Source organism: Flavobacterium aquidurense (assembly GCF_002217195.1).
Classification (GTDB): domain Bacteria; phylum Bacteroidota; class Bacteroidia; order Flavobacteriales; family Flavobacteriaceae; genus Flavobacterium; species Flavobacterium frigidimaris.
The window spans coordinates 98334-124393 of the sequence record NZ_MUGR01000019.1 but is presented as its reverse complement, the minus strand read 5'-3'; the positions used below and the strand labels follow the sequence as shown (position 1 = coordinate 124393).

General features: G+C 34.1%; 26 protein-coding genes. 15 read left to right on the top strand and 11 right to left on the bottom strand.

Features of this window, described 5'->3' with window-relative positions:
* Nucleotides 1-64 precede the first annotated feature (64 nt).
* The 6 genes from B0A67_RS10580 to B0A67_RS10555 all read left to right on the top strand — a co-directional run bounded on the left by B0A67_RS10580 (nucleotide 65) and on the right by B0A67_RS10555 (nucleotide 8308).
* A complete protein-coding gene (locus B0A67_RS10580; RefSeq protein WP_072962725.1) occupies nucleotides 65-688 on the top strand; it encodes an HD domain-containing protein in 624 nt (207 codons plus the stop codon).
* 170 nt (nucleotides 689-858) lie between these two features.
* On the top strand, nucleotides 859-1896 hold the full coding sequence (locus B0A67_RS10575) for a helix-turn-helix transcriptional regulator (protein ID WP_072962722.1): 1038 nt from the start codon (nucleotides 859-861) through the stop codon (nucleotides 1894-1896).
* Between the two features lie 221 nt (nucleotides 1897-2117).
* Nucleotides 2118-2576: a MarR family winged helix-turn-helix transcriptional regulator gene (locus B0A67_RS10570; protein WP_065450541.1), complete on the top strand. Its 459-nt coding sequence runs from the start codon at nucleotides 2118-2120 to the stop codon at nucleotides 2574-2576.
* Between the two features lie 70 nt (nucleotides 2577-2646).
* The gene (locus B0A67_RS10565; RefSeq protein WP_072962718.1) at nucleotides 2647-5037 is read left to right on the top strand and encodes a 3-hydroxyacyl-CoA dehydrogenase/enoyl-CoA hydratase family protein; all 2391 of its coding nucleotides are present in this window, start codon (nucleotides 2647-2649) and stop codon (nucleotides 5035-5037) included.
* A 177-nt stretch (nucleotides 5038-5214) separates the two neighbouring features.
* Nucleotides 5215-6396: a thiolase family protein gene (locus tag B0A67_RS10560; protein ID WP_072962715.1), complete on the top strand. Its 1182-nt coding sequence runs from the start codon at nucleotides 5215-5217 to the stop codon at nucleotides 6394-6396.
* 121 nt (nucleotides 6397-6517) lie between these two features.
* Entirely contained in the window at nucleotides 6518-8308 is a 1791-nt protein-coding gene (locus B0A67_RS10555; protein ID WP_072962712.1) for an acyl-CoA dehydrogenase family protein, read from the top strand.
* A 305-nt stretch (nucleotides 8309-8613) separates the two neighbouring features.
* Here B0A67_RS10555 and B0A67_RS10550 read toward each other — a convergent pair whose 3' ends face one another.
* Entirely contained in the window at nucleotides 8614-10626 is a 2013-nt protein-coding gene (locus B0A67_RS10550) for a BCCT family transporter (RefSeq protein ID WP_072962708.1), read from the bottom strand.
* 273 nt (nucleotides 10627-10899) lie between these two features.
* Between B0A67_RS10550 and B0A67_RS10545 the strand changes: the two genes are divergently transcribed.
* Nucleotides 10900-11994 (top strand): glycoside hydrolase family 18 protein, encoded by a 1095-nt coding sequence (locus tag B0A67_RS10545; RefSeq protein WP_072962706.1) that lies wholly within the window; start codon nucleotides 10900-10902, stop codon nucleotides 11992-11994.
* A gap of 73 nt (nucleotides 11995-12067) precedes the next feature.
* Here B0A67_RS10545 and B0A67_RS10540 read toward each other — a convergent pair whose 3' ends face one another.
* From B0A67_RS10540 to B0A67_RS10530, 3 genes are all read right to left on the bottom strand, one after another.
* Nucleotides 12068-12550, bottom strand: a complete 483-nt coding sequence (locus B0A67_RS10540; RefSeq protein WP_072962703.1) for a hypothetical protein — start codon at nucleotides 12548-12550, stop codon at nucleotides 12068-12070.
* Nucleotides 12551-12702: 152 nt separating this feature from the next.
* Nucleotides 12703-13224 (bottom strand): DUF4251 domain-containing protein, encoded by a 522-nt coding sequence (locus B0A67_RS10535; RefSeq protein WP_072962700.1) that lies wholly within the window; start codon nucleotides 13222-13224, stop codon nucleotides 12703-12705.
* A 33-nt stretch (nucleotides 13225-13257) separates the two neighbouring features.
* Complete coding sequence (locus B0A67_RS10530; RefSeq protein ID WP_072962697.1) at nucleotides 13258-13695, bottom strand: META domain-containing protein; 438 nt, start codon at nucleotides 13693-13695, stop codon at nucleotides 13258-13260.
* 210 nt (nucleotides 13696-13905) lie between these two features.
* Here B0A67_RS10530 and B0A67_RS10525 point away from each other — a divergent pair, with 210 nt between their 5' ends.
* A complete protein-coding gene (locus B0A67_RS10525) occupies nucleotides 13906-14433 on the top strand; it encodes a superoxide dismutase family protein (protein WP_072962695.1) in 528 nt (175 codons plus the stop codon).
* A gap of 106 nt (nucleotides 14434-14539) precedes the next feature.
* Nucleotides 14540-15742, top strand: a complete 1203-nt coding sequence (locus tag B0A67_RS10520; protein ID WP_072962692.1) for an LETM1-related biofilm-associated protein — start codon at nucleotides 14540-14542, stop codon at nucleotides 15740-15742.
* Between the two features lie 66 nt (nucleotides 15743-15808).
* On the opposite strand, the gene can is transcribed toward B0A67_RS10520, so the two are convergent.
* From can to B0A67_RS10500, 4 genes are all read right to left on the bottom strand, one after another.
* Nucleotides 15809-16447 (bottom strand): carbonate dehydratase, encoded by a 639-nt coding sequence (can, locus tag B0A67_RS10515; protein ID WP_072962688.1) that lies wholly within the window; start codon nucleotides 16445-16447, stop codon nucleotides 15809-15811.
* A gap of 121 nt (nucleotides 16448-16568) precedes the next feature.
* Nucleotides 16569-18218, bottom strand: a complete 1650-nt coding sequence (locus B0A67_RS10510) for a SulP family inorganic anion transporter (RefSeq protein ID WP_072962686.1) — start codon at nucleotides 18216-18218, stop codon at nucleotides 16569-16571.
* Nucleotides 18219-18299: 81 nt separating this feature from the next.
* Nucleotides 18300-18581, bottom strand: coding sequence for a hypothetical protein (locus tag B0A67_RS10505; protein WP_072962683.1), 282 nt, complete (start codon nucleotides 18579-18581; stop codon nucleotides 18300-18302).
* A 132-nt stretch (nucleotides 18582-18713) separates the two neighbouring features.
* Nucleotides 18714-19193: a Dps family protein gene (locus B0A67_RS10500; RefSeq protein WP_072962680.1), complete on the bottom strand. Its 480-nt coding sequence runs from the start codon at nucleotides 19191-19193 to the stop codon at nucleotides 18714-18716.
* Nucleotides 19194-19301: 108 nt separating this feature from the next.
* On the opposite strand from B0A67_RS10500, the gene B0A67_RS10495 reads away from it, so the two are divergent.
* Nucleotides 19302-20246: a LysR substrate-binding domain-containing protein gene (locus tag B0A67_RS10495; RefSeq protein ID WP_072962678.1), complete on the top strand. Its 945-nt coding sequence runs from the start codon at nucleotides 19302-19304 to the stop codon at nucleotides 20244-20246.
* Between the two features lie 32 nt (nucleotides 20247-20278).
* Here B0A67_RS10495 and B0A67_RS10490 read toward each other — a convergent pair whose 3' ends face one another.
* Nucleotides 20279-20476 (bottom strand): hypothetical protein, encoded by a 198-nt coding sequence (locus tag B0A67_RS10490; protein ID WP_072962675.1) that lies wholly within the window; start codon nucleotides 20474-20476, stop codon nucleotides 20279-20281.
* A 165-nt stretch (nucleotides 20477-20641) separates the two neighbouring features.
* Nucleotides 20642-21307 carry a tRNA (5-methylaminomethyl-2-thiouridine)(34)-methyltransferase MnmD gene (gene mnmD / locus B0A67_RS10485; RefSeq protein WP_072962674.1) on the bottom strand — a complete coding sequence of 222 codons (666 nt, stop codon included), beginning with the start codon at nucleotides 21305-21307 and terminating at the stop codon, nucleotides 20642-20644.
* Nucleotides 21308-21617: 310 nt separating this feature from the next.
* Between mnmD and B0A67_RS10480 the strand changes: the two genes are divergently transcribed.
* Nucleotides 21618-22688, top strand: a complete 1071-nt coding sequence (locus B0A67_RS10480; protein WP_072962672.1) for a branched-chain amino acid aminotransferase — start codon at nucleotides 21618-21620, stop codon at nucleotides 22686-22688.
* A 263-nt stretch (nucleotides 22689-22951) separates the two neighbouring features.
* Here B0A67_RS10480 and B0A67_RS10475 read toward each other — a convergent pair whose 3' ends face one another.
* Nucleotides 22952-23332, bottom strand: a complete 381-nt coding sequence (locus B0A67_RS10475) for a pyrophosphohydrolase domain-containing protein (RefSeq protein ID WP_072962670.1) — start codon at nucleotides 23330-23332, stop codon at nucleotides 22952-22954.
* A gap of 83 nt (nucleotides 23333-23415) precedes the next feature.
* Between B0A67_RS10475 and B0A67_RS25180 the strand changes: the two genes are divergently transcribed.
* The 4 genes from B0A67_RS25180 to B0A67_RS10455 all read left to right on the top strand — a co-directional run bounded on the left by B0A67_RS25180 (nucleotide 23416) and on the right by B0A67_RS10455 (nucleotide 26043).
* The gene (locus B0A67_RS25180) at nucleotides 23416-23604 is read left to right on the top strand and encodes a hypothetical protein (RefSeq protein ID WP_072962667.1); all 189 of its coding nucleotides are present in this window, start codon (nucleotides 23416-23418) and stop codon (nucleotides 23602-23604) included.
* Nucleotides 23605-23792: 188 nt separating this feature from the next.
* Nucleotides 23793-24989, top strand: a complete 1197-nt coding sequence (locus B0A67_RS10465) for an SRPBCC family protein (RefSeq protein ID WP_072962664.1) — start codon at nucleotides 23793-23795, stop codon at nucleotides 24987-24989.
* A gap of 61 nt (nucleotides 24990-25050) precedes the next feature.
* A complete protein-coding gene (locus B0A67_RS10460) occupies nucleotides 25051-25593 on the top strand; it encodes an RNA polymerase sigma factor (RefSeq protein ID WP_072962662.1) in 543 nt (180 codons plus the stop codon).
* Nucleotides 25594-25626: 33 nt separating this feature from the next.
* A complete protein-coding gene (locus B0A67_RS10455) occupies nucleotides 25627-26043 on the top strand; it encodes a hypothetical protein (RefSeq protein ID WP_072962658.1) in 417 nt (138 codons plus the stop codon).
* Nucleotides 26044-26060 lie beyond the last annotated feature (17 nt).

The following is a 26060-nucleotide window of genomic DNA, read 5'->3' as shown; positions in this document are numbered from 1 at the left end:
CAGAACTACTGCGCAATTATTTTGCGCAGTAGAAAAAGAATTTTATATTTGAGTAAAAAACAACATGAATTTAGACCGAATTTATTCTGAATTACTTTCAAATATTGGCTTTTCAGCAAATGAAATTCAGAAAAACTGGATGGATTTAGAAAAGGCATATTCCAAAAAATCAAGACATTATCATAATCTGACACATATAAAAGATATGATTGCGAGTTTTGATACCTATCATAATCAACTTGATAATCCAAATGAAATATTATTTTCTATTTTTTATCATGATGTTGTTTATTCGGCTTCCAAAAAAGATAACGAATTCAAAAGTGCTGAATATGCTTTGGCTATTTTGCCTGAAAATACAACACTAAATAAACAATTGGTTTTTGATGCCATTTGTGCTACACAACAACATCAGCATAATGAAGTTGAAGATATTAATTGGCTTATCGATTTTGATTTAAAGATTCTCGCCCGAGATTGGGACGATTATCAAATTTACTTTGAACAGATTAGAAAAGAATATAGTATTTATCCTGATTTTCTATACAAACCAGGAAGAGCTAAAGCTTTGAAACATTTTCTGGAGAATGAGTTTATTTTTCAGACTGAGGAATTCAGGAAATTGTATGAAGAGAAAGCAAGGAATAATATTGAAAAAGAGATAAGCATTTTAGAAAGCAAAAAATAATCTCGCAATCCCGATAGCTATCGGGAGCGAAGTCGCAAAGTTTTTGTTTCACGCAGATTTTTTAAGATTTAAGCAGATAAAGCAGATTATATTTTAAATTCAAATCTGCTTAAATCTATTTAAATCTGCGTGAAAAAATTCTACGGTTCTGTGAGAAAAATCAAGAAACTATGTCACAAAACAAAAATGCCTTAATACGGTACAAAACCATTGACAAATGTCTACAAAATAAATATAGGCAATGGACACTGGAGGATTTAATAGAATGCTGTTCTGAAGCTTTGTTTGAATATGAAGGTCGGGAGAACCCAATTAGCAAACGAACGATTCAGATGGATATTCAGTTGATGCGAAGTGAAAAACTGGGTTATAATGCGCCAATTATTGTTTATGATAAAAAATATTATAAATATGAAAACGAAGAATTTTCGATCACGGATATTCCGCTGACGGAAACAGATATGAATGTTTTGACCGAAACCGTTTCGATGTTGAAACAGTTTAAAGACTTCTCTTTGTTTAGCGATGTATCGGACATTCTGCAGCGTTTGGAAGATAAAATCTATGCCGAGAAATCGCACACGAAGCCCGTTATTTATCTGGATAAAAATGAAAAACTGAAAGGTTTGCATTATCTGGATGAAGTATATCAGGCTATTATCAAGAAGATTGTCTTGGTAATTACCTATAAATCTTTTAAATCGAGAGAGGAAAATAAATTTCATTTTCATCCTTTTATTTTGAAGGAATTTAATAACAGATGGTTTTTGGTAGGAAAGAAAAAAGGTTCTCAGCCTATTGCCAATTTGGCTTTGGATCGAATTATTTCGATTGATTACGATTTTAATCTTCCTTATTTAGAAGAAGATTTTGATGCCGATTTGTTTTATAAAAATGTAATTGGCGTTACGGTTAATACAGGATCACAACCCAGACGAATTGAACTTTGGATTGATCCAGTAAACGCCCCTTATGTTTTGACAAAACCGTTGCATTCTTCGCAGCGACTGATTAAACAAAATGAGGATCAAAGTATTATTGTTCATATATTCCTTACTCCTAACTATGAAATGGAACGCATTCTGTTAGGTTTTGGTGATGGTATCGAAGTGATCAAACCTGAAAATCTACGAAATCGTATGAAAAAGATCCTCGAAAAGGCAATTTCGCGCTATAGTACTGAAGATAAGACTAAATTAAACGCATGATTTTTTATAAAATGTAGAATTAAATCTTAATTTAAAACCATAAAACGATTTTTACAGCATTAAATTTGTTAAAACTTCAAAAAAGAATAGTATATTTCAATTAAAATTAAACCATAAACCACTCTAAATCAGAGTTATTTTTTTACTAACCAAAAATTTATCATAAATTAATATGCATGCATAGTATTTTTTGATTATATTTGAAATCGATATAGTTACATATGAAAGAGAAAACAATAGATTATATTTTGAGAGCTACATGGCAAGCTGTATCAAGAATGTACAACGAAGAAGCTGCAAAATACGATGCCACAATGGCGACCGGATTTGCACTTTTGAGTATTGACAAAGAAGAAGGAACTCCGTCTACTGCTTTAGGTCCAAGAATGGGAATGGAAGCTACGAGCCTGACCAGAACATTAAAATCGATGGAAGATAAAGGTTTGATTGTTCGAAAGAAAAACCCAACGGATGGTCGCGGTGTTTTGATCTACCTGACGGAATTTGGAAAAGAAAAAAGAGATTTATCTAAAAATACGGTGCTGAAATTTAATGAAACGGTTAGAAAACATGTTTCGGATGAAAAACTAAAGCATTTTATTGAAGTTTCTGAAATTATCAACGAATTGATTCAGGACAAAAATATATTTAATCAAACAGAAAAAATAGAAAATGAATAATACCACTTCATTCATAGTAATGAAAAGGTTTATCCCAAATTCAAAAAACAAAAACAAATTTTAACGACTTATGAAACGCACAATTAAAAAAGTTGCTGTAATTGGATCCGGAATTATGGGTTCAGGTATAGCTTGTCATTTTGCTAATATTGGTGTTGAAGTTTTACTTCTTGACATCGTACCTCGTGAACTGACAGAAGCTGAAGCTAAAAAAGGATTAACACTTGAAAGTAAAGCCGTTCGCAACCGTGTGGTAAACGAACATTTGGCGAATTCATTAAAATCGAAACCCTCTCCTATTTACAGTCAAAAATTTGCTAGCCGAATTACAACTGGAAATACGACTGATGATATGGCAAAAATTGCCAATGTTGAATGGATTATCGAAGTTGTTGTAGAACGTCTAGATATCAAAAAACTAGTTTTTGAACAAATCGAAAAATTCCGTAAACCGGGAACTTTGGTTACATCAAACACTTCTGGTATTCCGATTCATTTTATGAGCGAAGGAAGAAGCGAAGATTTTCAACAACACTTTTGTGGAACCCACTTTTTTAACCCTGCGCGTTACTTAAAATTATTTGAAATTATTCCTGGTCCAAAAACTTCTACTGAAGTATTGGATTTCTTAAACGAATACGGATCTAAATTTTTAGGAAAAACTTCGGTTGTTGCTAAAGATACTCCGGCGTTTATTGGAAACAGAATTGGTATTTACGGAATTCAGAGTTTATTCCATTTGGTAAAAGAAATGGGATTAACGATTGAGGAAGTTGATAAATTGACTGGTCCGGTAATTGGTCGTCCAAAATCGGCTACTTTCCGTACCGTTGACGTTGTTGGTTTGGATACTTTAGTACACGTTGCCAACGGTATTTATGAAAACTGCCCAACAGACGAACAGCACGAATTGTTTAAACTTCCTGATTTCGTCAACAAAATGATGGAAAATAAATGGTTAGGAAGCAAAACGGGTCAAGGGTTTTATAAAAAAGTAGATAAAGATATTTTGTCTTTAGACTTAGATACATTAGAATACCGTGCTGCTAAAAAAGCAAATTTTGCTACGCTTGAACTGACAAAAACTATTGATAAACCAATCAATCGTTTTAAAGTTTTAGTAAAAGGAAAAGACAAAGCAGGTGAATTCTACCGTAAGAGTTTCTCTGGAATGTTTGCTTATGTGTCAAACAGAATTCCTGAAATCTCAGACGAATTATACAAAATTGATGATGCGATGAAAGCCGGTTTTGGATGGGAAAACGGTCCATTCGAAATTTGGGATGCTATTGGTGTTGCCAACGGAATCGAAATCATGAAAGCAGAAGGTTTAGAGCCTGCTGCATGGGTTACTGAAATGTTGGCTTCCGGAAGCGAAAGTTTCTACTCTGTTAAAGAAGGAGCAACTTATTTCTATAATATTCCAACAAAATCACAAGTTAAAGTTCCTGGACAAGATTCATTTATTATTCTAAACAACATCCGCGAAAGCAAAAAAGTTTGGAGTAATAGTGGTGCAATCATTCAGGATCTTGGAGATGGAATTTTGAACTTAGAATTCCAATCTAAAATGAATACTATTGGTGGCGATGTACTTCAGGCTATCAATAAAGCAATCGACTTATCTGAAAAAGAATATCAAGGTTTAGTTATTGGTAACCAGGCAGCGAATTTCTCTGTTGGGGCTAATATCGGAATGATTTTCATGATGGCAGTTGAGCAGGAATATGATGAATTGAACATGGCAATCAAAATGTTTCAGGACACAATGATGCGCGTTCGCTACTCTTCTATTCCGGTTGTAGTAGCTCCTCACGGAATGACTTTTGGTGGTGGATGCGAAATGAGCTTACATGCTGATAAAGTGGTTGCTGCTGCAGAAACATACATGGGATTAGTTGAATTTGGTGTTGGTGTACTTCCTGGTGGTGGTGGATCTAAAGAAATGGCTTTGAGAGCTTCAGATTTATTCCGCAAAAATGATGTGGAATTGAACGTTCTTCAGGAGTATTTCTTAACGATCGCTATGGCTAAAGTTTCGACTTCTGGTTACGAAGCTTTCGACACTGGACTTCTTCAACATGGAAAAGATGTTATCGTAGTAAACAAAGATCGTCAGATTGCTGAAGCTAAGAAACATGCGTTATTAATGGCTGAAGCGGGTTATACACAACCTATCAGAAGAACTGATGTTAAGGTTTTAGGTAAACAAGCATTAGGAATGTTCTTAGTTGGAACTGACCAAATGGAAGCTGGAAAATACATTTCTGAGCACGATAAAAAAATCGCTAACAAACTGGCTTACGTAATGGCTGGTGGTGATTTATCTGAAGCGACTTTAGTATCTGAACAATATTTATTAGATATCGAACGTGAAGCTTTCCTGAGTTTATGTACTGAGAGAAAGACTTTAGAGAGAATTCAGTATATGTTAACTAAAGGAAAACCACTTCGTAATTAGAAAATAGAACAAAGAGAATAGAATATAGATTTCAGACTTTGCGAAGTCTATTTTCTATACTCTATCTTCTATAATCTTAAAAAATAGAACAAAGAGAATAGAATATAGATTTTGAGACAAAGTAAAAGTCTATTTTCTATGATCTATTTTCTATACTCTTAAAAAAAACAAAAACAAATGAAAACAGCATATATCGTAAAAGCTTACCGTACTGCGGTAGGAAAAGCACCAAAAGGGGTTTTTAGATTTAAAAGACCTGATGAATTAGCAGCAGAAACTATTCAGTTTATGATGGATGAACTGCCTGATTTTGACAAAAAACGTATTGATGACGTTATGGTAGGAAATGCCATGCCGGAAGCAGAACAAGGACTTAACGTTGGACGTTTGATCTCGTTAATGGGATTAAAAGTAGAAGACGTTCCTGGTGTAACTGTTAACCGCTATTGCGCTTCTGGATTAGAAACTATCGGAATGGCAACTGCTAAAATCCAATCAGGAATGGCAGATTGTATTATCGCTGGTGGAGCTGAAAGTATGAGTTTTATTCCGATGGGAGGTTACAAACCAACTCCGGATTATAAAGTTGCCGCTGCAGGTCACGAAGATTATTACTGGGGAATGGGTTTAACTGCGGAAGCGGTTGCAAACCAATACAAAATCTCAAGAGAAGATCAAGATGAGTTTGCTTACAACTCTCATATGAAAGCTTTGAAAGCGCAAGCTGAAGGGAAATTCGATAAACAAATCGTTCCGATTACTGTTGACCAGACTTTCATCAATGAAAATGGAAAAAAAGAAACTAAATCATACGTTGTAAAACAAGACGAAGGTCCAAGAGCGGGAACATCTGTTGCTGCTTTGGCTGGATTGAAACCAGTTTTTGCTGCCGACGGAAGCGTAACAGCGGGTAACTCATCACAAATGAGTGATGGTGCTGCTTTTGTTTTAATCATGAGTGAGGACATGGTTAAAGAATTAAATCTTGAGCCAATTGCCAGATTAGTAAATTTTGCTTCATCTGGCGTTGAGCCAAGAATTATGGGTATTGGTCCTGTAAAAGCTATTCCGAAAGCCTTAAAACAAGCTGGTTTAGAATTAAAAGATATTGAGTTGGTTGAATTAAACGAGGCTTTTGCTTCTCAGTCTTTGGCTGTAATTCGCGAGCTAGGTTTAAATCCTGATATCGTAAACGTAAACGGTGGAGCTATCGCTTTAGGTCACCCTCTTGGATGTACAGGAGCTAAACTTTCTGTTCAGTTATTTGACGAGATGAAACGCAGAGGTAGTAAATACGGAATTGTTTCGATGTGTGTGGGAACTGGGCAAGGTTCTGCGGGGATTTACGAGGTATTGTAAGCCCCCTAACCCCCAAAGGGGGAACTAATAAATGCATAAAAACAAATAAAAAAATAGTTTAACAATTTACACCCTACTTACCCCTAGTAGGAATTCCCCCTTTGGGGGTTAGGGGGCTGATATGAGCGATAAAACAAGAGGAGGTCAATTCCTAGTTAAAGAAACAAAGTGCGAAGATGTCTTTACACCAGAAGATTTTTCGGAAGAGCAGTTAATGATGCGTGACTCTGTTAAGGAGTTTGTGGACAAAGAAATTTGGCCTAACAAAAATCGTTTTGAGAAAAAAGATTACGCATTTACTGAGGAAAGCATGCGTAAAGCAGGCGAACTGGGACTTCTTGGAGTTGCAGTTCCTGAAGAATATGGCGGATTAGGAATGGGATTCGTATCTACAATGTTGGTTTGCGATTACATTTCTGGTGCAACGGGATCTTTCTCAACTGCTTTTGGTGCGCATACCGGAATTGGAACCATGCCAATTACGCTGTACGGTACTGAAGAACAAAAGAAAAAATACGTTCCTAAATTAGCTACAGGCGAATGGTTTGGAGCTTATTGCTTAACAGAACCAGGTGCAGGATCTGATGCTAACTCTGGAAAAACGAAAGCTGTTTTATCTGAAGACGGAAAATACTACTCTATCACAGGTCAAAAAATGTGGATTTCGAATGCAGGTTTCTGTAGCGTTTTCATCGTTTTTGCCCGTATTGGAGATGATAAAAATATTACTGGTTTCATCGTAGAAAATACTGCTGATAACGGAATTTCGATGAATGAAGAAGAGCATAAATTAGGAATCCGCGCTTCGTCTACACGTCAGGTTTTCTTTAATGATACTAAAGTTCCTGTTGAAAACATGTTGTCTGAAAGAGGAAACGGTTTCAAAATTGCAATGAACGCATTAAATGTTGGTCGTATCAAACTGGCTGCTGCCTGTCTTGATGCTCAGCGCAGAGTAACTTCAGGAGCTATAAAATATGCTAATGAGAGAATCCAATTTAATACACCAATTTCAAGCTTTGGAGCTATTCGTTATAAACTAGCAGAAATGGCAACTAGTGCTTATGCCGGTGAAAGTGCTTCTTACCGTGCTGCAAAAGATATCGAAGACAGAATTATCGCTCGTGAAGCTGAAGGAACAAGTCACCAGGAAGCTGAATTGAAAGGTGTTGAAGAATATGCTATCGAATGTTCTATCTTAAAAGTAGCAGTTTCTGAAGATGTCCAGAATTGTGCTGACGAAGGAATTCAAATCTTTGGTGGAATGGGATTCTCAGAAGACACGCCAATGGAAAGTGCCTGGAGAGATGCCCGTATCGCCCGTATTTATGAAGGAACAAACGAAATTAACAGAATGCTTTCTGTGGGAATGTTAATCAAAAAGGCTATGAAAGGTCACGTTGATTTACTAGGACCGGCAATGAAAGTTTCTGAAGAATTAATGGGAATTCCATCTTTTGATACTCCGGATTTTTCTGAATTATTTGCAGAAGAAAAAGGAATCGTTGCCAATCTGAAAAAAGTTTTCTTAATGGTTGCAGGAAGTGCAGTTCAAAAATACGGACCGGATTTAGATGCTCACCAACAATTATTAATGGCTGCTTCTGATATCTTAATCGAAATCTATATGGCGGAAAGTACTATTCTCAGAACTGAAAAATTAGCTAAAAATCAAGGTGAAGATAAAGTACAAGAGCAAATTGCAATGGCAAAATTATACTTGTACAAAGCAGTAGATATTGTAACTCAAAAAGGAAAAGAAGGAATTATTTCTTTTGCTGAAGGAGACGAACAACGTATGATGTTAATGGGATTACGTCGTTTTACAAAATATACAAACATGCCAAATGTTGTGGCATTAAGAGAAACAATTACCTCTAAATTAGTTGCAGAAAACGAATACTGCTTCTAATATAAAAATAGTTTTTAGCTTTTAATTTGTTTAAACCCGCACTCATCCATAACAGTGCGGGTTTATTTTTTTTTATCTTTTTTCACCATATAAGTTATATAAGCTCATTCAAACAATGCTGTTTATCTTTTATTAAGTCATTATATAATTTATATTACACTTAAAGAATACTACTTATATTTCTTACAGATATTATAAGTTGCGTAACTTTCTAAAACATCCTGCTTACATTATCTTATATAACTTACACGGTTTAAAACACCCATAGAGTTATACCTTTACAATTAACCATTTACAATTAATAATTAACTATTAGGTTTCATAATCAAATCGTGATCTCCCTCAGAACTTAGGTTCAGAAAACGTTCGTACTCTCTCAGAACATCTGAGATAATTCCGTCTTTACTCAAATATTGAATATCATATCCCTTACGATGATCACCAAAATAAGTAACAGGTTCAAAAACGAATTCTAAGTCAATATCCGGAGTGTTTTTTTCGTTCAGTAAAGTCTCTGAAACCGTTTGTTTCTGAGCCATAACACCATATTTGAAGTTTCGTAACTGATCGTATTTTATTTCCAGCTCAATGGCTTGTTGAGGCGAAGAGAAAGAATTTATATGTGCCTCAATATTATTTTTAGCCAATTCTACTACTAATTCTTCAAAAGCTTTTTTTACCGTTTCATTCAAAAATTTATGAATGTCTTTCTTTTTAGAAACTGTTACAATCTTTTCTAAATGTTCTTTCCAGTTATTATTGTTCCAGTTCAGACTTCCGTGCGAATATTTTTTAGCACTATATTCGCTGTCTACCACCAACGCTTTCCACAAATTATAACATAAAAGTGCCATAATAATTCCAAAAGGCAAAGCAGTAATCAATGTCATCGTCTGCAGAGAGGCCAAACCACCGGAGCGCAATAAACTCAATGCCAATAGAGACAACAGAACACCCCAAAATATACTTTGCCATTTTGGAGAAGTTACAGCTCCCTTTGATGCGATACCATTCATTATAAAAATTCCGGAATCAGCTGATGTGATAAAAAACACGCAAATTATAAGAATAGATAAAACATTTAAAAACGTAGTAAAAGGGAAATAAGTAAAGAAATTAAACAATAAGGTATCGGGATTTTTAGCAAATTCGCTCAAAGCCCCATGCGCAATATGCTCATCAATCCATACGGCACTGCTTCCAAAAACAGTCATCCATAAAAAATTAAAAAAGGCGGGAATAAATAATACTGCCAAAATAAACTCTCTTATAGTTCTTCCTTTAGAAATTTTAGCGATAAATAATCCAACATAAGGTGCCCATGAAATCCACCATGCCCAATATAAAATTGTCCACTTCGAAAACCATTCCTGGCTTCCTTTTTCATAAGCATACGTATTAAAAGTAAGCGAAATAAAATGACTGATATAATGGCCCAAACCTTCTGTAAAGGTGCTTAAAATATAGATAGTCGGTCCGAAAACCAAAATAAACAACATTAATAAAACGGCCATAATAATATTCAGCTCACTTAATTTCTTAACTCCTTTTCCTAAACCTGAAATGGCCGAAAGAACAGCTATTATCATAACTACCAAAACAATGATAATTTGATAACCGAAACTGGATTCCGGAATTAAATGAAGACTTACTAATCCGGCACTTAACTGTACAACTCCAAAACCAAGTGTCGTCGCAATTCCGAAAAAAGTACTGCACAAACCAAAAACATCTACGATATTTCCAAACATTCCGTGAATTCTATTTTTTAAGATTGGGTAAAATCCGCTTCGGATGGCAAGAGGCAAATTATGTCGATAAGCAAAATAGGCTAGTGAAAGCCCTACTACACCATATATCGACCATGCATGAAAACCCCAATGGAAAAAAGTATACAATTGCGCTTCTTTAGCCCGCAAATTTTCTGCCAAATTAGCATTTGCCGGCGTTGCGTAATGTGACATGGTTTCCCCTACTCCAAAATACATCAAACCAATTCCCATTCCGGCAGCAAAAAGCATTGCTATCCAGGAAAAAAAAGAATATTCAGGTTCAGAATCATCTGCACCCAGTTTGATCTTTCCGAATTTACTAATGGCCAATGTGATCAAAAACAGCACAAAAACAGTCACTAACAATACATAAAGCCAGCTTAAATTTTTAAAAATTATTGCTTTTACAACATTAAGAGCCTGCTCTGTATCCTTTGAAAAAAAAACACAAAATAATGATATTGCAATAATTATAGCTAAACTGGGTAATGCAACTGATTTTGTAAAATTGGTTTGAAAGGGACTTGAGCTTTTAGTTTTATTCATAGTAAAATTGTTTGTCACTTATTATCAAAAGTTGCTCTGAATCTTAGATTCAGATAAAGAAGTTGTTTTTATTATAAAAATAACTTTGATAATATATTTAGAGATGTATGGTAAATTTAGTCAAAAAGAAAAAAAAAACCTATTTAAACGCCATAAACTTGATTTTTTAAACAAGAAACGTAACAAATGAGCTCAATACTGTTTGCCTATTTAATTAGTATTTTACCTGAAAAGTTTTATATTTAGCATTCTAAAAACTTTAAAAAACATACAATGAAACAAATTAACCTGATTGCCCTGCTTTTATTGTGCAGCTTTACCACAAGTACATTTGCACAAAAAAACAAAAAGATCGACATCATTGCGTATTACACGGGCGATGACAAACTCATTAACGATTACGAAGTAAAGAAATTAGACCAGATTATCTTTAGTTTTTTACATCTGAAAGACGGGAAACTAAGCGTAGATTCTCCTAAAGATTCGACCACTATTAAGTATTTGGTTTCTTTAAAAGCAAGTAATCCGCAACTTAAAATTATTCTTTCACTTGGTGGCTGGGGAGGTTGTGAGCCTTGTTCTGCTGCATTTTCTACTGCTGAAGGAAGATTGACTTTTGCAAAATCAGTAAAAGAAGTGAGCGATTATTTTAAAGCTGACGGTTTAGATTTAGATTGGGAATATCCGGCAATTGAGGGACTGCCTGGACATTTATACCAGGCTGCTGACAAACCAAACTTTACAGAATTAATCAAAATTCTACGAGCTACATTAGGTAAAAAATACGAATTGAGTTTTGCAGCCGGAGGTTTTCAGAAATATCTGGATGAATCTATCGACTGGAAAACCGTAGCGCCGTTAGTAAACCGCATCAACATTATGAGTTATGATTTAGTAAACGGATATTCTACAGTAACAGGACATCACACACCATTGTACAGCACCAACCCTAAAGAGGAATCTACAGACAGAGCCGTTGAATTTTTATTGAAACAAGGAATTCCGGCTGAAAAATTGGTTATCGGCGGGGCATTTTATACCAGAACATGGAAAAATGTAGCCAACACAAACAATGGTTTGTATCAGGCAGGAGAGCACATTCAGGGTGTTCCTTTTAAAAGTTTCGGAGATACTTTTACAGAAGCAAATGGCTGGAAATATTTCTGGGATGACAAAGCAAAAGCTGCTTACTGGTACAATGAGAAAGAAAAAACTTTTGCTACAGGAGATAATTTAACTTCAATCAAAGCAAAAGCGGAATATGCTAAAGCGAAAAAACTTGGTGGAATCATGTTTTGGGAACTTCCTTTGGACGCTCCCCGTAACGGAATGGTAAATGCTATTTACGAAGTAAAAACCGCTAAATAAATCATTTTAAAACAATAAAAAAACGGCCGCTACAATTTGTAACGGCCGTTTTTCTGTTTATAGAGAAAGACGATTAAACTTTTGATTTATCTAATTCACCAATAAAAGGAATTGATTCGAGAATCTCAGCGCGAATTATGGTTTGCAGATATACTTCCAGCTGAAGAAATTTAGCTGCATTGATCGCTCCTACAGCTTTTTTAGCCTGATTATAGGTCTTAGAGTATAATTTTTCATAAGCCAAATGATTTTTTAAAGTTCCTTTTGCCAGTTCATCGGCTTTTTCATCTGTTAATGTTGCATAATTTGCAGCATAATCATTGATCAGTTGAAATTTTGTCTGACCAAGTGCTTTACGCTCTGTTTCGTAATTATCATATACTTTTGTAAAAGCGGCAGATTGCGTATCAGACAAATTCATGTACTGTTTTACAAGATCACTTTTCGATTTGCCATAAATACTTTGCAGCACATCTACATCTTCCTTAAACGAAGATTGTGCATAAGCTGAAAACGAGGCAATTGCCATAATAAGAATAAGACTTAATTTTTTCATAGTTTAAAATTTAATTTGTTTCTAAAAGATTTATGTACAATCAAATATAGTGATTTTTCCTGCAAAATAATTTTAAATTTAATGACAAATATTTATAGCACAATAACAAAGCCTACACCACAGGACTCAGTATTGAAAAAAAACTAAAATCCTTACTTTTTATCCGTGAGAGCTTTAGGCGCTTCAATTTCTCCATCATAAGAAATTGATGCCCTGTTATTACTATTGACGGAAAGTGACGCTCCTCCATCAAAAAAGATTGTAAAAATCAAATCATAGACATCATCTTTTCCTTTAACAGTAGCTCTGAAAGTATAATTTTTCTTCTTTTTTTCCACTTTTATATTTTCCGGAATACCTTCAAATTTTATTCCTCCGTCTCCTCCGTAAGGAACATTAAATGCACGCCCGAAAAAGGGTAAATCACAAGTTGTTTTTTCTGTATTGAAGTTTAAAAAATAACTATTGTTATTCAGAATAATAAACCTGCCTCCTTGCGGATTGACTTTTTGTGCTTCGAAAACAAAGTTTTTAGCATCAATCAAAGCTTCAATTTCTTTTTGTTTTTTCAGGGCGCTTTCTGCCTTTAATTCTTTCTTCGTTTTTTGCTGGGCAAAAACCGGAGCTGCCAAAAAGCATACTAATACTAATAAAAGTGATAATTTAGTTTTCATAATATATCTTTAATAGAGTATAAAGGGCAATTATTATTTTTTTGTAAACCGCATCATCGCAATATCTCCGGAAATAAAATTCAATGTTTTTCCGTTATCCGTAACATCGTATGAAGTAATTTTTTGCAAAGTACTCATAAAGACCTGTTCACCTTGCTGCGCATCCATGCACATCATTCTTGTCACGCCCAATCCTTGTGTAAAATCAATTTTGCTTTCGGTAACATTCAGTTTCCCCGTAAAAGAGTTACAGCTATTGTTTCCTGAGACCTGATTTTCTTTTACATTAAAAGTAATGCTTGGTTTTTTGTTTGGATATAAACCATCAAAAGCAATTCTTGGACCACTGATATAATTAAGTTCCCATGTTCCGTCAAGTTTTGAAACGGAATTGTTTTTTTGAGTTTTAGAAACGTTACATGAAATTAAGACCACACTTAAAAGAAGCAAAACTAAAATATTCTTTCTCATAATTTTATATATTAAATTAGAAAATAATAAACAGTATTTAGTAGGCTTTTAAATTTGAGGTTATACGAAATTACGCAATAATTCCTGGTTCTTTGCTTAAAGTGATATTAAATTGCCACTAATAGTTTTAGATTTTTTTAACTATCTTCAACAATCAATGTCGCGATTTTATGTTAAATTTACTTAATAATTAATTTAAAAGCCTCTCATATGAAAAAAATACTCGTTTCTTTCGCTATAATTACAGCCTTATTTGTTGGTTGTAAGACCAATACAAAATCAGGAGATGCCAAAACGCTGACTGTAGCCCTGGAACCAAAAAGCAATAGTACAGTTGCCGGAACTGCTACTTTTACAGAGAAAGATGGTAAAGTAACTTTTGTTGCAAAAATGACTGGTTTAACACCGGGAGTTCACGCCATACACATTCACGAAAAAGCTGATTGTAGTGCTGCTGACGGGAGTTCTGCTGGCGGACACTGGAATCCAACTTTCAAAAAACACGGAAAATGGGGTGTTGCAGAATACCACAAAGGTGATATCGGAAACTTCACTGCTGATGCAAAAGGTAATGGTTCTATAACACTAACTACTGATGAATGGTGTATTGGATGTGGTGATGAAACTAAAGACATTCTTGGAAAAGGTTTAATTGTACATCAGGGAACTGATGATTTCACGACTCAGCCTACCGGAAATGCCGGCGGAAGAGCAGCTTGTGCAGGAATCATAAAATAAAAACACAAATAACCACTATTTTTCACAAAAATCTAGTGGTTATTTCATTTAAAATATATCCTAAAACAAGAAAAAGATATAGCTTTGCAGCTATAAATAAAAGTTAATGATTAACCCATCAGCATCAGGTTGGATAGACAAGTTTTTTAGTGAACAAAAGTTCTCAGAAGCAATTCCTTTTGAAACTACGGATTCGTTTTACTATAAAGTCAGAGAAACCGGTTTTATCTATGGTCACATCATTACTATTGATTCCCGAATTCCGGTTCCTATAAAAGGCTGGTTTAAAACCGAAATTTCTAAAGTCGCCTTATTAAATACTTTATACGGCGTTTTTTGTTTAGAAAGAAGAACCTTTGAGCCGACCACTTTTATTGCTGAAGTATTAAAATTTTACAACGAAATGAATCCTGAAGGATTTAATTTGTTCAAGATTTTACTTCCAAAAGATACTCCCTCCCTATCTTTAGAAAACATCATCGATCAAAGAGTTCAGACCAATGATAGTATTATCAGTAAAAACTTTTCGCATTTAGTAACCAATGCCCTTTTGTTTATCGATGTTTTGGCTTTCAGACAGTATCTGGAACATGGTGCAATTCCTGAAAAGTATCTGAAACGAATCGAAGAAACAGTGCTTGGTATTGTAGCTTTGGCTTTAAAAACCAAAACGATCAAATCACAGCACGATGACTTATTAATAAAACTTTTTGAAGCTTCGATACGCTATTCAAAGTTTTCAAAAGTTACCGTTGATACGCTTGAAACTTTACAGCTTGATTATTTCAGTAACAAACTCGAACGCTATTATTTAATCGACATGGCCGGAATGGCTTTATGGAGTGATGGTGTAGTCGAAAACGAGGAATCTTACTTTTTATATTCGCTGGGTTCAATGATGAACGTTTCTGATGATTTTGTAACCAAAAGCATCGATACAACCAATAATTTTATTACCACTCATAAAAAGAAAATTCCTTATTTTAATTACTCTAATCCTGTAAAACATTTTTACGATCAAATGACGCATAGCGTTGTAAAACTGATTGTAAGAAACAAAAACAGACTGGTGAAGGAAATTATTCAGAGTAAAGAATTAATGATTCTCCTGGCTTATTCTACAACGAGGGATTTGGATGCCAAAGAAAAGAAGAAAGTAAAAAAACAACTTTTAGATATTTGCAAAACGATTCCGTCACTGACTATATTTTTACTGCCGGGCGGAAGTTTATTATTACCGATACTGATCAAGTTTATTCCAACCTTATTACCATCGGCTTTTAATGAAAATCTGGATGAAAACGAATAAGAACCTGTTTAATTTATAAAACAGTTCTAAAAAAAAAAATCGCCCTTTTGAGGCGATTTTAATTTTTTATAGATTACTTAGCTGATATACATCATCTAACTCTTCATTCGAAGCAATATTTACATTCAAATCAGTTACAAAACCTGAGTTTAATCCGTAAACCCATCCGTGAAGCATTAAATCCTGACCATTTTTCCAGGCGCTTTGTACGATTGATGTTTTAGCCAGGTTATACACTTGTTCTTTAGCATTGATTTCGACAAAAGCATTAAAACGCTCTGTTTCATCTTCAATAGAGTTTAAGTATTTATCATGCAAACGATATTCATCTTTAATGTGACGAATCCAGTTATCGATAATTCCAACAGACATATTACCCATAGCTGCTTTTACACCGCCACAACCGTAATGTCCGCAAACGATAACATGTTTTACTTTTAGAACATTTACTGCATAATCCAGGACACTCAGCATATTCATATCAGAGTGCACGACCATATTGGCAATATTACGGTGTACAAAAACTTCTCCCGGTTTAGCACCAATAATTTCATTTGCAGGAACACGACTATCAGAACATCCAATCCATAATAATGGTGGAGTTTGTCCTTTAGCCAAATCCGCAAAATAATTAGGATCTAATGCTAATGATTTTTCAACCCACTCCTTATTGTTTTCTAATAATTGCTTATAAAACTCTTTCATTTTTTTGTTTTTTGATTGGTATTTCTAAATGCTCAAACACATTAAAAATAACTTTACTGTAAAGTTATCTAATTTTTAATACTTCTCACACTAGAGAAATACCTTAATTAATATAATTTGTTTAAAAATCTCCTTTTACAGTTTCTTTTTGGACTAATGCTCTTTTTGCAACATCATAATAATGTTCTATAGAGACGTGATTGTTAATGTCAGGTGAGTTCTCAAGATCGTAAGCTTCTTTGAACCCTTTTAATTTCACTTTGATGTTCGCATCAATCGCTCTTGTTTCCTTAAACTCGCGAATCAAATCTAAAACATCATGTGCAATATACTCTGTATCCTGAGCATTAATTATTACTTTAGAATTTTCAGGAATTTCATTCAATGTTAATTTTATAGCCGCTTTGTTCAGGAATGAAACTTCCTGTGCTAAATCGATATGGATAACGTCTCCGTCTTCGTACTCTTCTTTTTTGAAGCTGTACGCTCTTTTTAAGTTTCCTCTCAATACAAAAATTACACTAATTACAATTCCTAAAGCAACTCCTTTAAGTAAATCTGTTGCTACCACAAATACAAGTGTGGCAACAAATGGTATGAATTGGTATTTTCCTTTTTCCCAGAAATGTTTGAATGTTGCAGGTTTCGCTAATTTATATCCCACTAATATTAAAACGGTTGCCAAAGTTGCCAACGGAATTTTGTTTAAAAGTGTTGGAATAGCCAGAACGCTCAACAACAAAAGCACTCCGTGAATAATCGCTGACATCTTAGATTTTGCACCTGCATTATTATTAGCAGATGATCTCACCACAACTGATGTCATTGGTAACCCCCCTAAAAGTGAACTCATAATATTACCAATACCTTGTGCTCTAAGCTCAACATTGGTGTTGGTATAACGTTTCTGAACATCCATTCTGTCAGCAGCTTCAATACAAAGTAATGTTTCAATAGAAGCAACAATGGCAATTGTGATAGCAACTACCCAAACTTGCGGATTTGTAACAGCAGCAAAATTTGGCGCAATCAAAATAGATTTAAATTCATCAAAAGACTTTGGAACTGGCAATGAAACCAAATGTTCTTTTGCAATTGCCAATGAGCTTCCTGTAGCTACAAAAAATTCATTTAAAGCTATCCCAATAATAACAGCAACAAGTGCTCCCGGAATTAATTTTAATTTCTTTAAAAAGGAAACTTTATCCCAGGAAATTAGTATAACTAGTGAAACAAGCGAAATGACTACCGCTCCTAAGTGAATGTGTTTCAGAACATCGAATAAAAACGAGAAAGAGTTACTTCCGTCGTTTTGTATAAAAGCCTGATCACCTTCAAAATCAGCATCGTAACCAAAAGCATGAGGCAATTGTTTCAGGATAATAATAATTCCGATCCCCGCTAGCATTCCCTCAATAACATTGGTTGGGAAATAATTTGAGATACTTCCGGCTTTTAGAAATCCTAATGCTAATTGAATTAATCCAGCAATAAAAACAGACATTAAAAACACATCAAAAGCACCAAAATCAGTAATAGCAGTCAAAATAATAGCTGTTAACCCAGCTGCTGGTCCCGATACACTAATGTGTGACTGGCTTAAATAGCCTACCACAATCCCACCAATAACACCCGAGATAATTCCAGAAAATAATGGCGCTCCGGAAGCCATTGCGATACCTAAACACAAAGGCAGAGCCACCAAGAAAACCACTAAACCTGACGCAAAATCAGATTTAAGGTTGGCAAAAAGATTGATTTTTTTTGTCATAATACAATACTAAAAAAATTATTCATTAAAGATTTACCACATTTAATCAAAAATGCAGTCTGTTCAAAATAATCGGAAGTATTATACTAAATTGGGAGGAGGAGCAAATATGCTCGGAGAAATATTATCTAATTTTACGATGTTTTCAGAAACAATCGTTTTCTTTTGAATATAAACAGGCAATACAACCTCGTGCTCTAAAATTGCAGGATGTACAACAGATTTAAGTTCTTTGTGAACTTCTTCCTCTGCACAGTTAAAAGATATAGCCGTATTAGTCCCTTTCTTTATCGCCTGAACAATTGTTGGGGTCGATAAGAAGGCGATAAATATGAATAATAATATGCGAGCGATTAATTTCATTGGAGCAAAAATAGTGTTAAACAAATAAAATCAAAGCGTCAGGCTAAAAATTTTATACAAATTTAACAGTCATAAAAAAACAGAATGACACTTTCGCATCATTCTGTTTCTATTTTACTCAAAAGCAAATCATTACAATTCTTCTTCTAACCAGGCTCTCATCATCCAGATTGTTTTTTCCTGCTCAGCGATGAAGTCACTCATCATAGAATTGGTTCCTTCATCATTTATTTCGTCTGATTGTTTCAGAATTTCCCTTTCGATTTTTAATAAATCTGATAAGGAGTTTACAATTAAGTGAACTGCTTTTTCATCGTTTGAAATATTCTTTCCAACAGTCAGTTTATTATTTTTGATATAATCTTCAAATGTATGCAAAGGAGTTCCTCCAATGGTTAACACTCTCTCTGCTATCATATCAATTTTTAATTGGGCATCTGTGTACAATTCTTCAAATTTTACATGTAAATCAAAAAAACGTTTACCACGAATATTCCAATGTATTCCCCTTAAATTTTGATAATACACCTGAAAATTTGATAACAGAATATTTAATTCCTTTACTAACAGTTCTGACTCTTTTACAGGTAATCCTAAAATATTTGTTTTCATAGTTTTTCGTTTTATAATATGTTTACTACAAATTTAATATAAGTTCTTCAAAAATGATATAAAAAAAAATTATATTTTCTTATTTTTGCATCACAAAATACTATCAAAATGACAATTACTCAATTACAATATGTGTTAGCAGTTGCGGAACATAAAAACTTTACACTTGCTGCCGAAAAATGTTTTGTTACTCAGCCTACATTAAGTATGCAGATTCAGAAAATTGAAGAAGAACTCAATATTTTAATTTTCGACAGAAGCAAAAAACCTATCCAGCTTACAGATATTGGTCAAAAAATTGTAAATCAGGCAAAGAATATTGTAAACGAAGCCGACAGGATAAAAGATATAGTAGAACAACAAAAAGGTTTTATTGGCGGAGAATTTCGTTTGGGAATCATCCCAACCATTATGCCTACTCTTTTACCGATGTTCTTAAACAACTTTATTAAGAAATACCCAAAAGTAAAACTCCTGATCGAGGAGCTGAATACGGATGAAATTATTTTGAAGTTAAAAAACGGCCATCTTGATGCTGCAATTGCTGCAACTCCGCTTGAGGATGAAAAAATAAAAGAGATCGTTTTATACTTTGAGCCTTTTGTGGCTTATATACCGGAACACCACGCCAGTTTTCAGAAGGATGAAATCGAAATTGCCGATTTAAACATTAATGAAATTTTGCTTTTGCAGGACGGACATTGTTTCAGGGACGGAATTTTGAATTTATGCAAAAACGGAACTGATATCGATCAGAATAATTTTCAGATACAAAGCGGAAGCTTTGAAACCCTTATAAAATTAGCTGATGAAGGTTTGGGCACAACGTTACTTCCGTACCTGCACACCTTAGACTTAAAAGATTCCGACAAACTGAAACTACGAAACTTTAAGGAACCAAAACCTGCCCGTGAGGTAAGTTTAATTTACCCGAAGAGCGAATTAAAAATGCAAATCATTGACGCTTTAAGATCGACAATCGCCGGAGTGGTCAAAGGAGCAATTGTTTTTCAGAACGTACAAATCATTAGTCCGCTACAACAAAAGAAATAAAATAGAAAAAGGAGCCAATTGGCTCCTTTTTCTTATACTTTGATTAGTAGTAAACTTTGTTTTAGTTCTGGTTTCTCAATAATAAAATTCATCAACCATTCTTGTAATTGTTCCATCTCGTATGGTAACAGTGTTTTGATGGCTTTTTCTAATTCTTTACAGAAAAGCATCGGATCGAAACTTACTCTCTCAAGTATTGATTTCGTGTAATCAAACATCATTTTTGACATAATAAAATAAGATTTTCGGGGGTTATCATTATTTTTAAACTCGCACAAATTTAATCAAATATCATTCATAAGCACTTCTTTTAACTTATTTTTTTAAAAACTTTGGCAACGAATACGTTTTCTTAATACACATAAATCAATATAGAACGATTCTAAACAACTCATTTAAACCTTTTTAAACGCCCGGAACATTTCTCTTTTTCCCGGAGGGCCTGCCAATTTTTCTACGGTAAACCCAACTTCGATCATGCTTCTTTTAACAACTCCGCGAGCGGCATAAGTCACAAGAACTCCATTTGGCTTTAAACTATTGTACATTTTCTGAAAAATCTCAGTACTCCACAACTCAGGCTGTACGCGATATCCGAAGGCATCAAAGTAAATCAAATCAAAAATTTCGAAGTCGTCTATTTCATCAAAAAATTGTTTTCTTTTAGTTAACGAAAAATCAGCACTAATTTCTACTTTTTGATTCCATTCGCATTGATGCATTTTTTCAAACACACCTTTATATTGATCTGCTTCCAATTCTGCAACGTAATTCATCTCTATCACTTCCTTTGCTTCCACCGGATAAGCCTCTACTCCAACATAATTAATGTGTTGTTGCTTTTGACCAGATTCTAAAAAAGTAATAAAAGCATTTAAGCCCGTTCCAAAACCAATTTCAAGAATACTAACCGGATTGTTCTCAAACAATGAAAGTCCGTTTTTTATAAATACATGCTTCGCTTCCTGAATCGCACCGTGCTTTGAATGGTAACATTCGTCCCATTCCTGCAAATGAATTGTCGTTGAGCCATCTAGCGTTTTTATTATTTCTCTTTTCACTTTTCTAAGAATTTACAATCTGATTGAACTGATATTCATGGTATTCAAGCTGCCAAAATTAGTCAAAACAAATGCGTAAAGCCTTAAAAAACGGCTGTTTTTTCATAAATTCTTTATAAAACTGTCTTAATTTTTTCACTTTATTATAAGATAAATAAATCTCAGTTAAAAGGCATAAATAATGCAGTTTTACTAAGTAAATTACATATTTTTACTTAATTTTGCATTCAACAAATTCTATTTTACACCAAATCATTACTTTAGAATTTTTCTGATGGGATGAGAATTACATAAAAAACTTTACATAATTATGAGTACAACTCAAACAAGCAAAATTGAAATCAGAAAAGCCACTTCGTCAAAAATAAGCGGAGTAGACTTTCAAAACTTAAGCTTTGGTGCTGTTTTTACAGACCATTTATTCGAATGTGATTTTAAAGATGGAGAGTGGCAAAATCCTGTCATTAAGCCTTATGCTCCAATTTTAATGGATCCTTCTTCAAAAGTCTTTCATTATGGGCAAGCTATTTTTGAAGGTATGAAAGCTTACAAAGATGACAATAATGATGTTTGGTTGTTCAGACCTGACGAAAACTTCAAACGTTTTAATAATTCAGCTGTTCGTATGGCAATGCCGGAAGTTCCGGAAGCTATTTTTATGGATGGTTTGAATGAATTATTGAAAATCGATCAGGAATGGGTTCAAAAAGGAAACGGAAGCAGTATGTACATCCGTCCTTTTATGATTGCTACCGGCGCTGGTGTTGTGGCAAATCCTTCTGACGAATATAAATTCATGATTTTACTTTCTCCTGCACAATCGTATTATGCCGGTGAAGTAAAAGTAATCATAGCTGAACATTATAGTAGAGCTGCAAATGGTGGAATTGGAGCTGCAAAAGCTGCAGGAAACTACGCGGCACAGTTTTACCCAACTAATTTAGCAAACAAAGACGGCTTTCAACAAGTGATCTGGACAGATGATGCAACGCACACAAAACTGGAAGAAGCGGGAACAATGAACGTTTTCTTCAGAATTAACGATACTTTATTGACTGCTCCAACAAGCGAAAGAATCTTAGATGGTATTACCAGAAAAAGTTTGCTTGCAATGGCAGAAAAAGAAGGTCTTAAAGTAGAAGTTCGTCCGGTTATTGTTTCAGAATTAGTAGAAGCTGCTAAAAACGGATCTCTAAAAGAAATTTTCGGTGCCGGAACTGCTGCAGTGATCAGCGTAATCAAAGGTTTCTCTTACCAGGATGTTTATTATGAAATGACTCCTGTAGAGAATTCATACGCTTCTCTTTTAAAAGAAAAACTAACAAATCTTCAAAATAAACTTTCTGAAGACACTTTTGGATGGACTGTAAAAGTGCAATAAGCAAAAGATTGTTTTGTTTTAAATATAAAAACCCGACAAATTCTAAAATTTGTCGGGTTACTTTTTTCTACAATCTTGTCATTTCGACGAAGGAGAAATCCTCGTCAGAAGCTCGACAAAGATTGGATTTTCATTGCGGAGTTACTTGCAAGGATTTCTCCTTCGTCGAAATGACAAAAATTGCGCAAAACTTTGCGAACTTTTTATTTTTATCTTACAGGGACTACCCAAAAAACCTTTGCGGTCTTTGCGGTTAAACCTCTTTACAACAATTTAGAAAAATCAGGCTTAAAATAATTTGGCCCCTTCATTACCTTTCCGTCTTCTCTGTAAATAGGCTTTCCGTCTTCGCCCAATTTACTCATATTACTACGCTGAATTTCATCAAAAACAGCTTCAATTTTGTCCTGCAGACCGTGTTCAATAATGGTTCCGCATAAAATATACATCATATCACCAAGAGCGTCAGCGATTTCGACCAAATCATTATTCTGAACCGCTTCAAGATACTCTTCATTCTCTTCCTTCATCAAATTATAACGAAGTATTTTTTTACTTTCACCCAAATCAGCAATTGGTGTTTGACTGTGACCTATTTTAAAAGCAGTATGAAACTCAGTAACTGCATCAAGTTGTTTCTTCATTATTTTATTTCCTTAAATGAAATGCCAAATTAGCAACTATTCATATACAATTCTCTAAATTTGTAAAAAAATAATTTTTTACTATGTTTAGTCAAGGACAATTAATATTCGCACTCTGTTTTTTTATTGCATTTGTAATCGTAATGATATTCGCTTATCGAAAAGACCTCGCATTACACAAAATTTTCTACAAAGGAAATTATAAAGTATTAATTGTATTCCTGATTTTTATCGCTCTTTTATTTGTGATCAAATTTTACTTTAAAAGATAGTTTCGAAAAATTTTTCTATATTTAGAATAAATAACGCTGAAAGCTGCATAATTAAAATTCATTAAAAACGTTTTATCTGAAGCTTTTTTTTGATCAAAATAATTTCATAAAGTTTACTTTTATTATTGTAGCATTCATGTGACTAGTAATAAAATTTATAACTTTACGACACAAAATAAACGACTCCAATGAAGATTCTAAAATACATATTCCTACTATTATTATTAAGTTTAGTTGCGCTAACCGTTTTTGTTGCTACCCAAAAAGGGATTTTCACTGTTGAAAGAAGCAAAGTCATCAATTCGCCAAAAGCAACGGTTTACAATTACATCAATGATTTTAGAAATTATGAAGATTTTGAATCCTGGTCTGTAGCAGATCCTTCAATAAAAATGACTTTCCCCAATAAAACAGCCGGAAATGGTGCTTCGTACTACTGGACAGGATCCGAAGGAAATGGAAATGCGATCACACTAAAAACCAAAGAAGGAGAAAGTATTCAGCAAAAAATGAAATACGACGGAACAGAGGCTGATGTCAACTGGACGTTTAAAGATACTCTGGGCGGAAAAACGAAAGTTACCTGGAAAGCATCCGGAACTATGAGTTTCTTGTTTAAAGTTTACACTGCCCTTAACGGAGGTTCTGATAAGGTTATTGGAACTATTTACGAAAAAAGCCTTGCAAACATTGATAAAAATCTGGATTACGAAACCAGAACTTTTGCCGTTGAAGTAAATGGAGTGGTAAAGAAAACCGAAACTCCTTATATCGGACAAACATTTACAAGCGAAATACAAAAAATAAGCAAAAATGCCCGAATTGTAATTCCTAAACTTATCGAGTTCAGCCAAAACAATGGTTTGTCTGCCAACGGAAATCCTTTTATTATTTACCACACCTATAACACAGCAACAGGATTAGCTAAAATTTCTATTTGTTTGCCTACAAATAAAGAAATTATGACAACTTCCGGAAGTGATATTCTGGGCGGAACTCTAAAGGGTTTCGAAGCTGTAAAAACAACGCTAAAAGGAGATTACTCCCATATTAACGACGCAATTACAAAAACTACTGCCTTTATCAATAAAGAAAAAATTACACCGGATTTAAGCTGGTCTCATCTTGAAATATTGACGGTTAGCAAACTGGATGTTAAAAGTCCTTCTAAGCTGGTGACCGAAGTGTATTATCCGGTACAACCTAAAATAGTTCCTGTGGCTAAAACCCCTGTTTACAGAACAGATACTGAACCAACCTATACGGAGCCAACAGAAACAGATCCTGCAGAAGCACCAAAAGCGGCGCCAAAACCAGCTCCAAAAACAAAGCCTACTCCTAAACCGGCTCCAAAAACAACAGAAGAAGAGCAGTCTGAATTCTAAGATAATGATAAAGATTAAACCTTTTGTTTAAATTTCATTCTAATAAGATAAATCTAAAAATTTGACAGACGAGAAGGAATTTATACAAGAACTATTAAATCCTAAAACGCAAAATACAGCGTTTCAAAAACTCCTGTCTGATTATCAGAAACCCTTGTATTCTCATATTCGAAACATCGTTTTGAATCATGATGATGCAGATGATGTTTTGCAGAATACTTTCGTGAAAGTTTTTCAGTATTTAAAAAACTTCAAAGGAGAGAGTAAACTTTTTTCGTGGATGTACCGAATTGCCACTAACGAAGCTTTGACCTTTTTAAATCAAAAAGCAAAACTAAGCGGCGTGACTTCTGAAGCATTACAAAATAAAACCATCGACAATTTGAAAGCTGATGTTTATTTTGACGGAGATGAAATCCAGATCAAACTTCAAAAAGCCATCGTGACCCTGCCGGAAAAACAACGATTGGTTTTTAAAATGAAATATTTTGAAGAATTAAAATATGAAGAAATTGCTGAAATCCTGGGGACTTCAGTTGGCGCATTGAAAGCATCTTATCATCATGCCGTAAAAAAAATTGAAATATATGTTACATCCAATTAAACCTTTTGCAACTAAAACTATCTTATAGATATTATGAAAGCATTTAAACTAGAAAACGAACCGAAGAGAACAACCGGATTTAAAACTCCTGAGCATTATTTTGATGATTTTTCGGCAAGAGTTTTACAACAGGTAAACGACAAACAAGAAGTAAAAGTAATTCCGATTTACAAGCGTAAAAGAGTTCTTTCACTATTTGCCGCGGCTGTAATGGTTATCGGATTAATGATTCCTATAGTAAACAACTATACGAACACTTCTAAAGATCTTGACGAAGATACTTTAGAGACTTATTTGTCTTATCAGTCGAATCTAAATCAATATGATTTAATTAAGGAACTGGACACTAAAGATATCGATAAACTTAACAAAGGTGTTGCCCTGGAACAGGAAACACTGGAAGACATTTTGGCTTCAAACCCAAATATTGAAAATTTAATTTCAGAATAAAACAAAAATATCAAAAG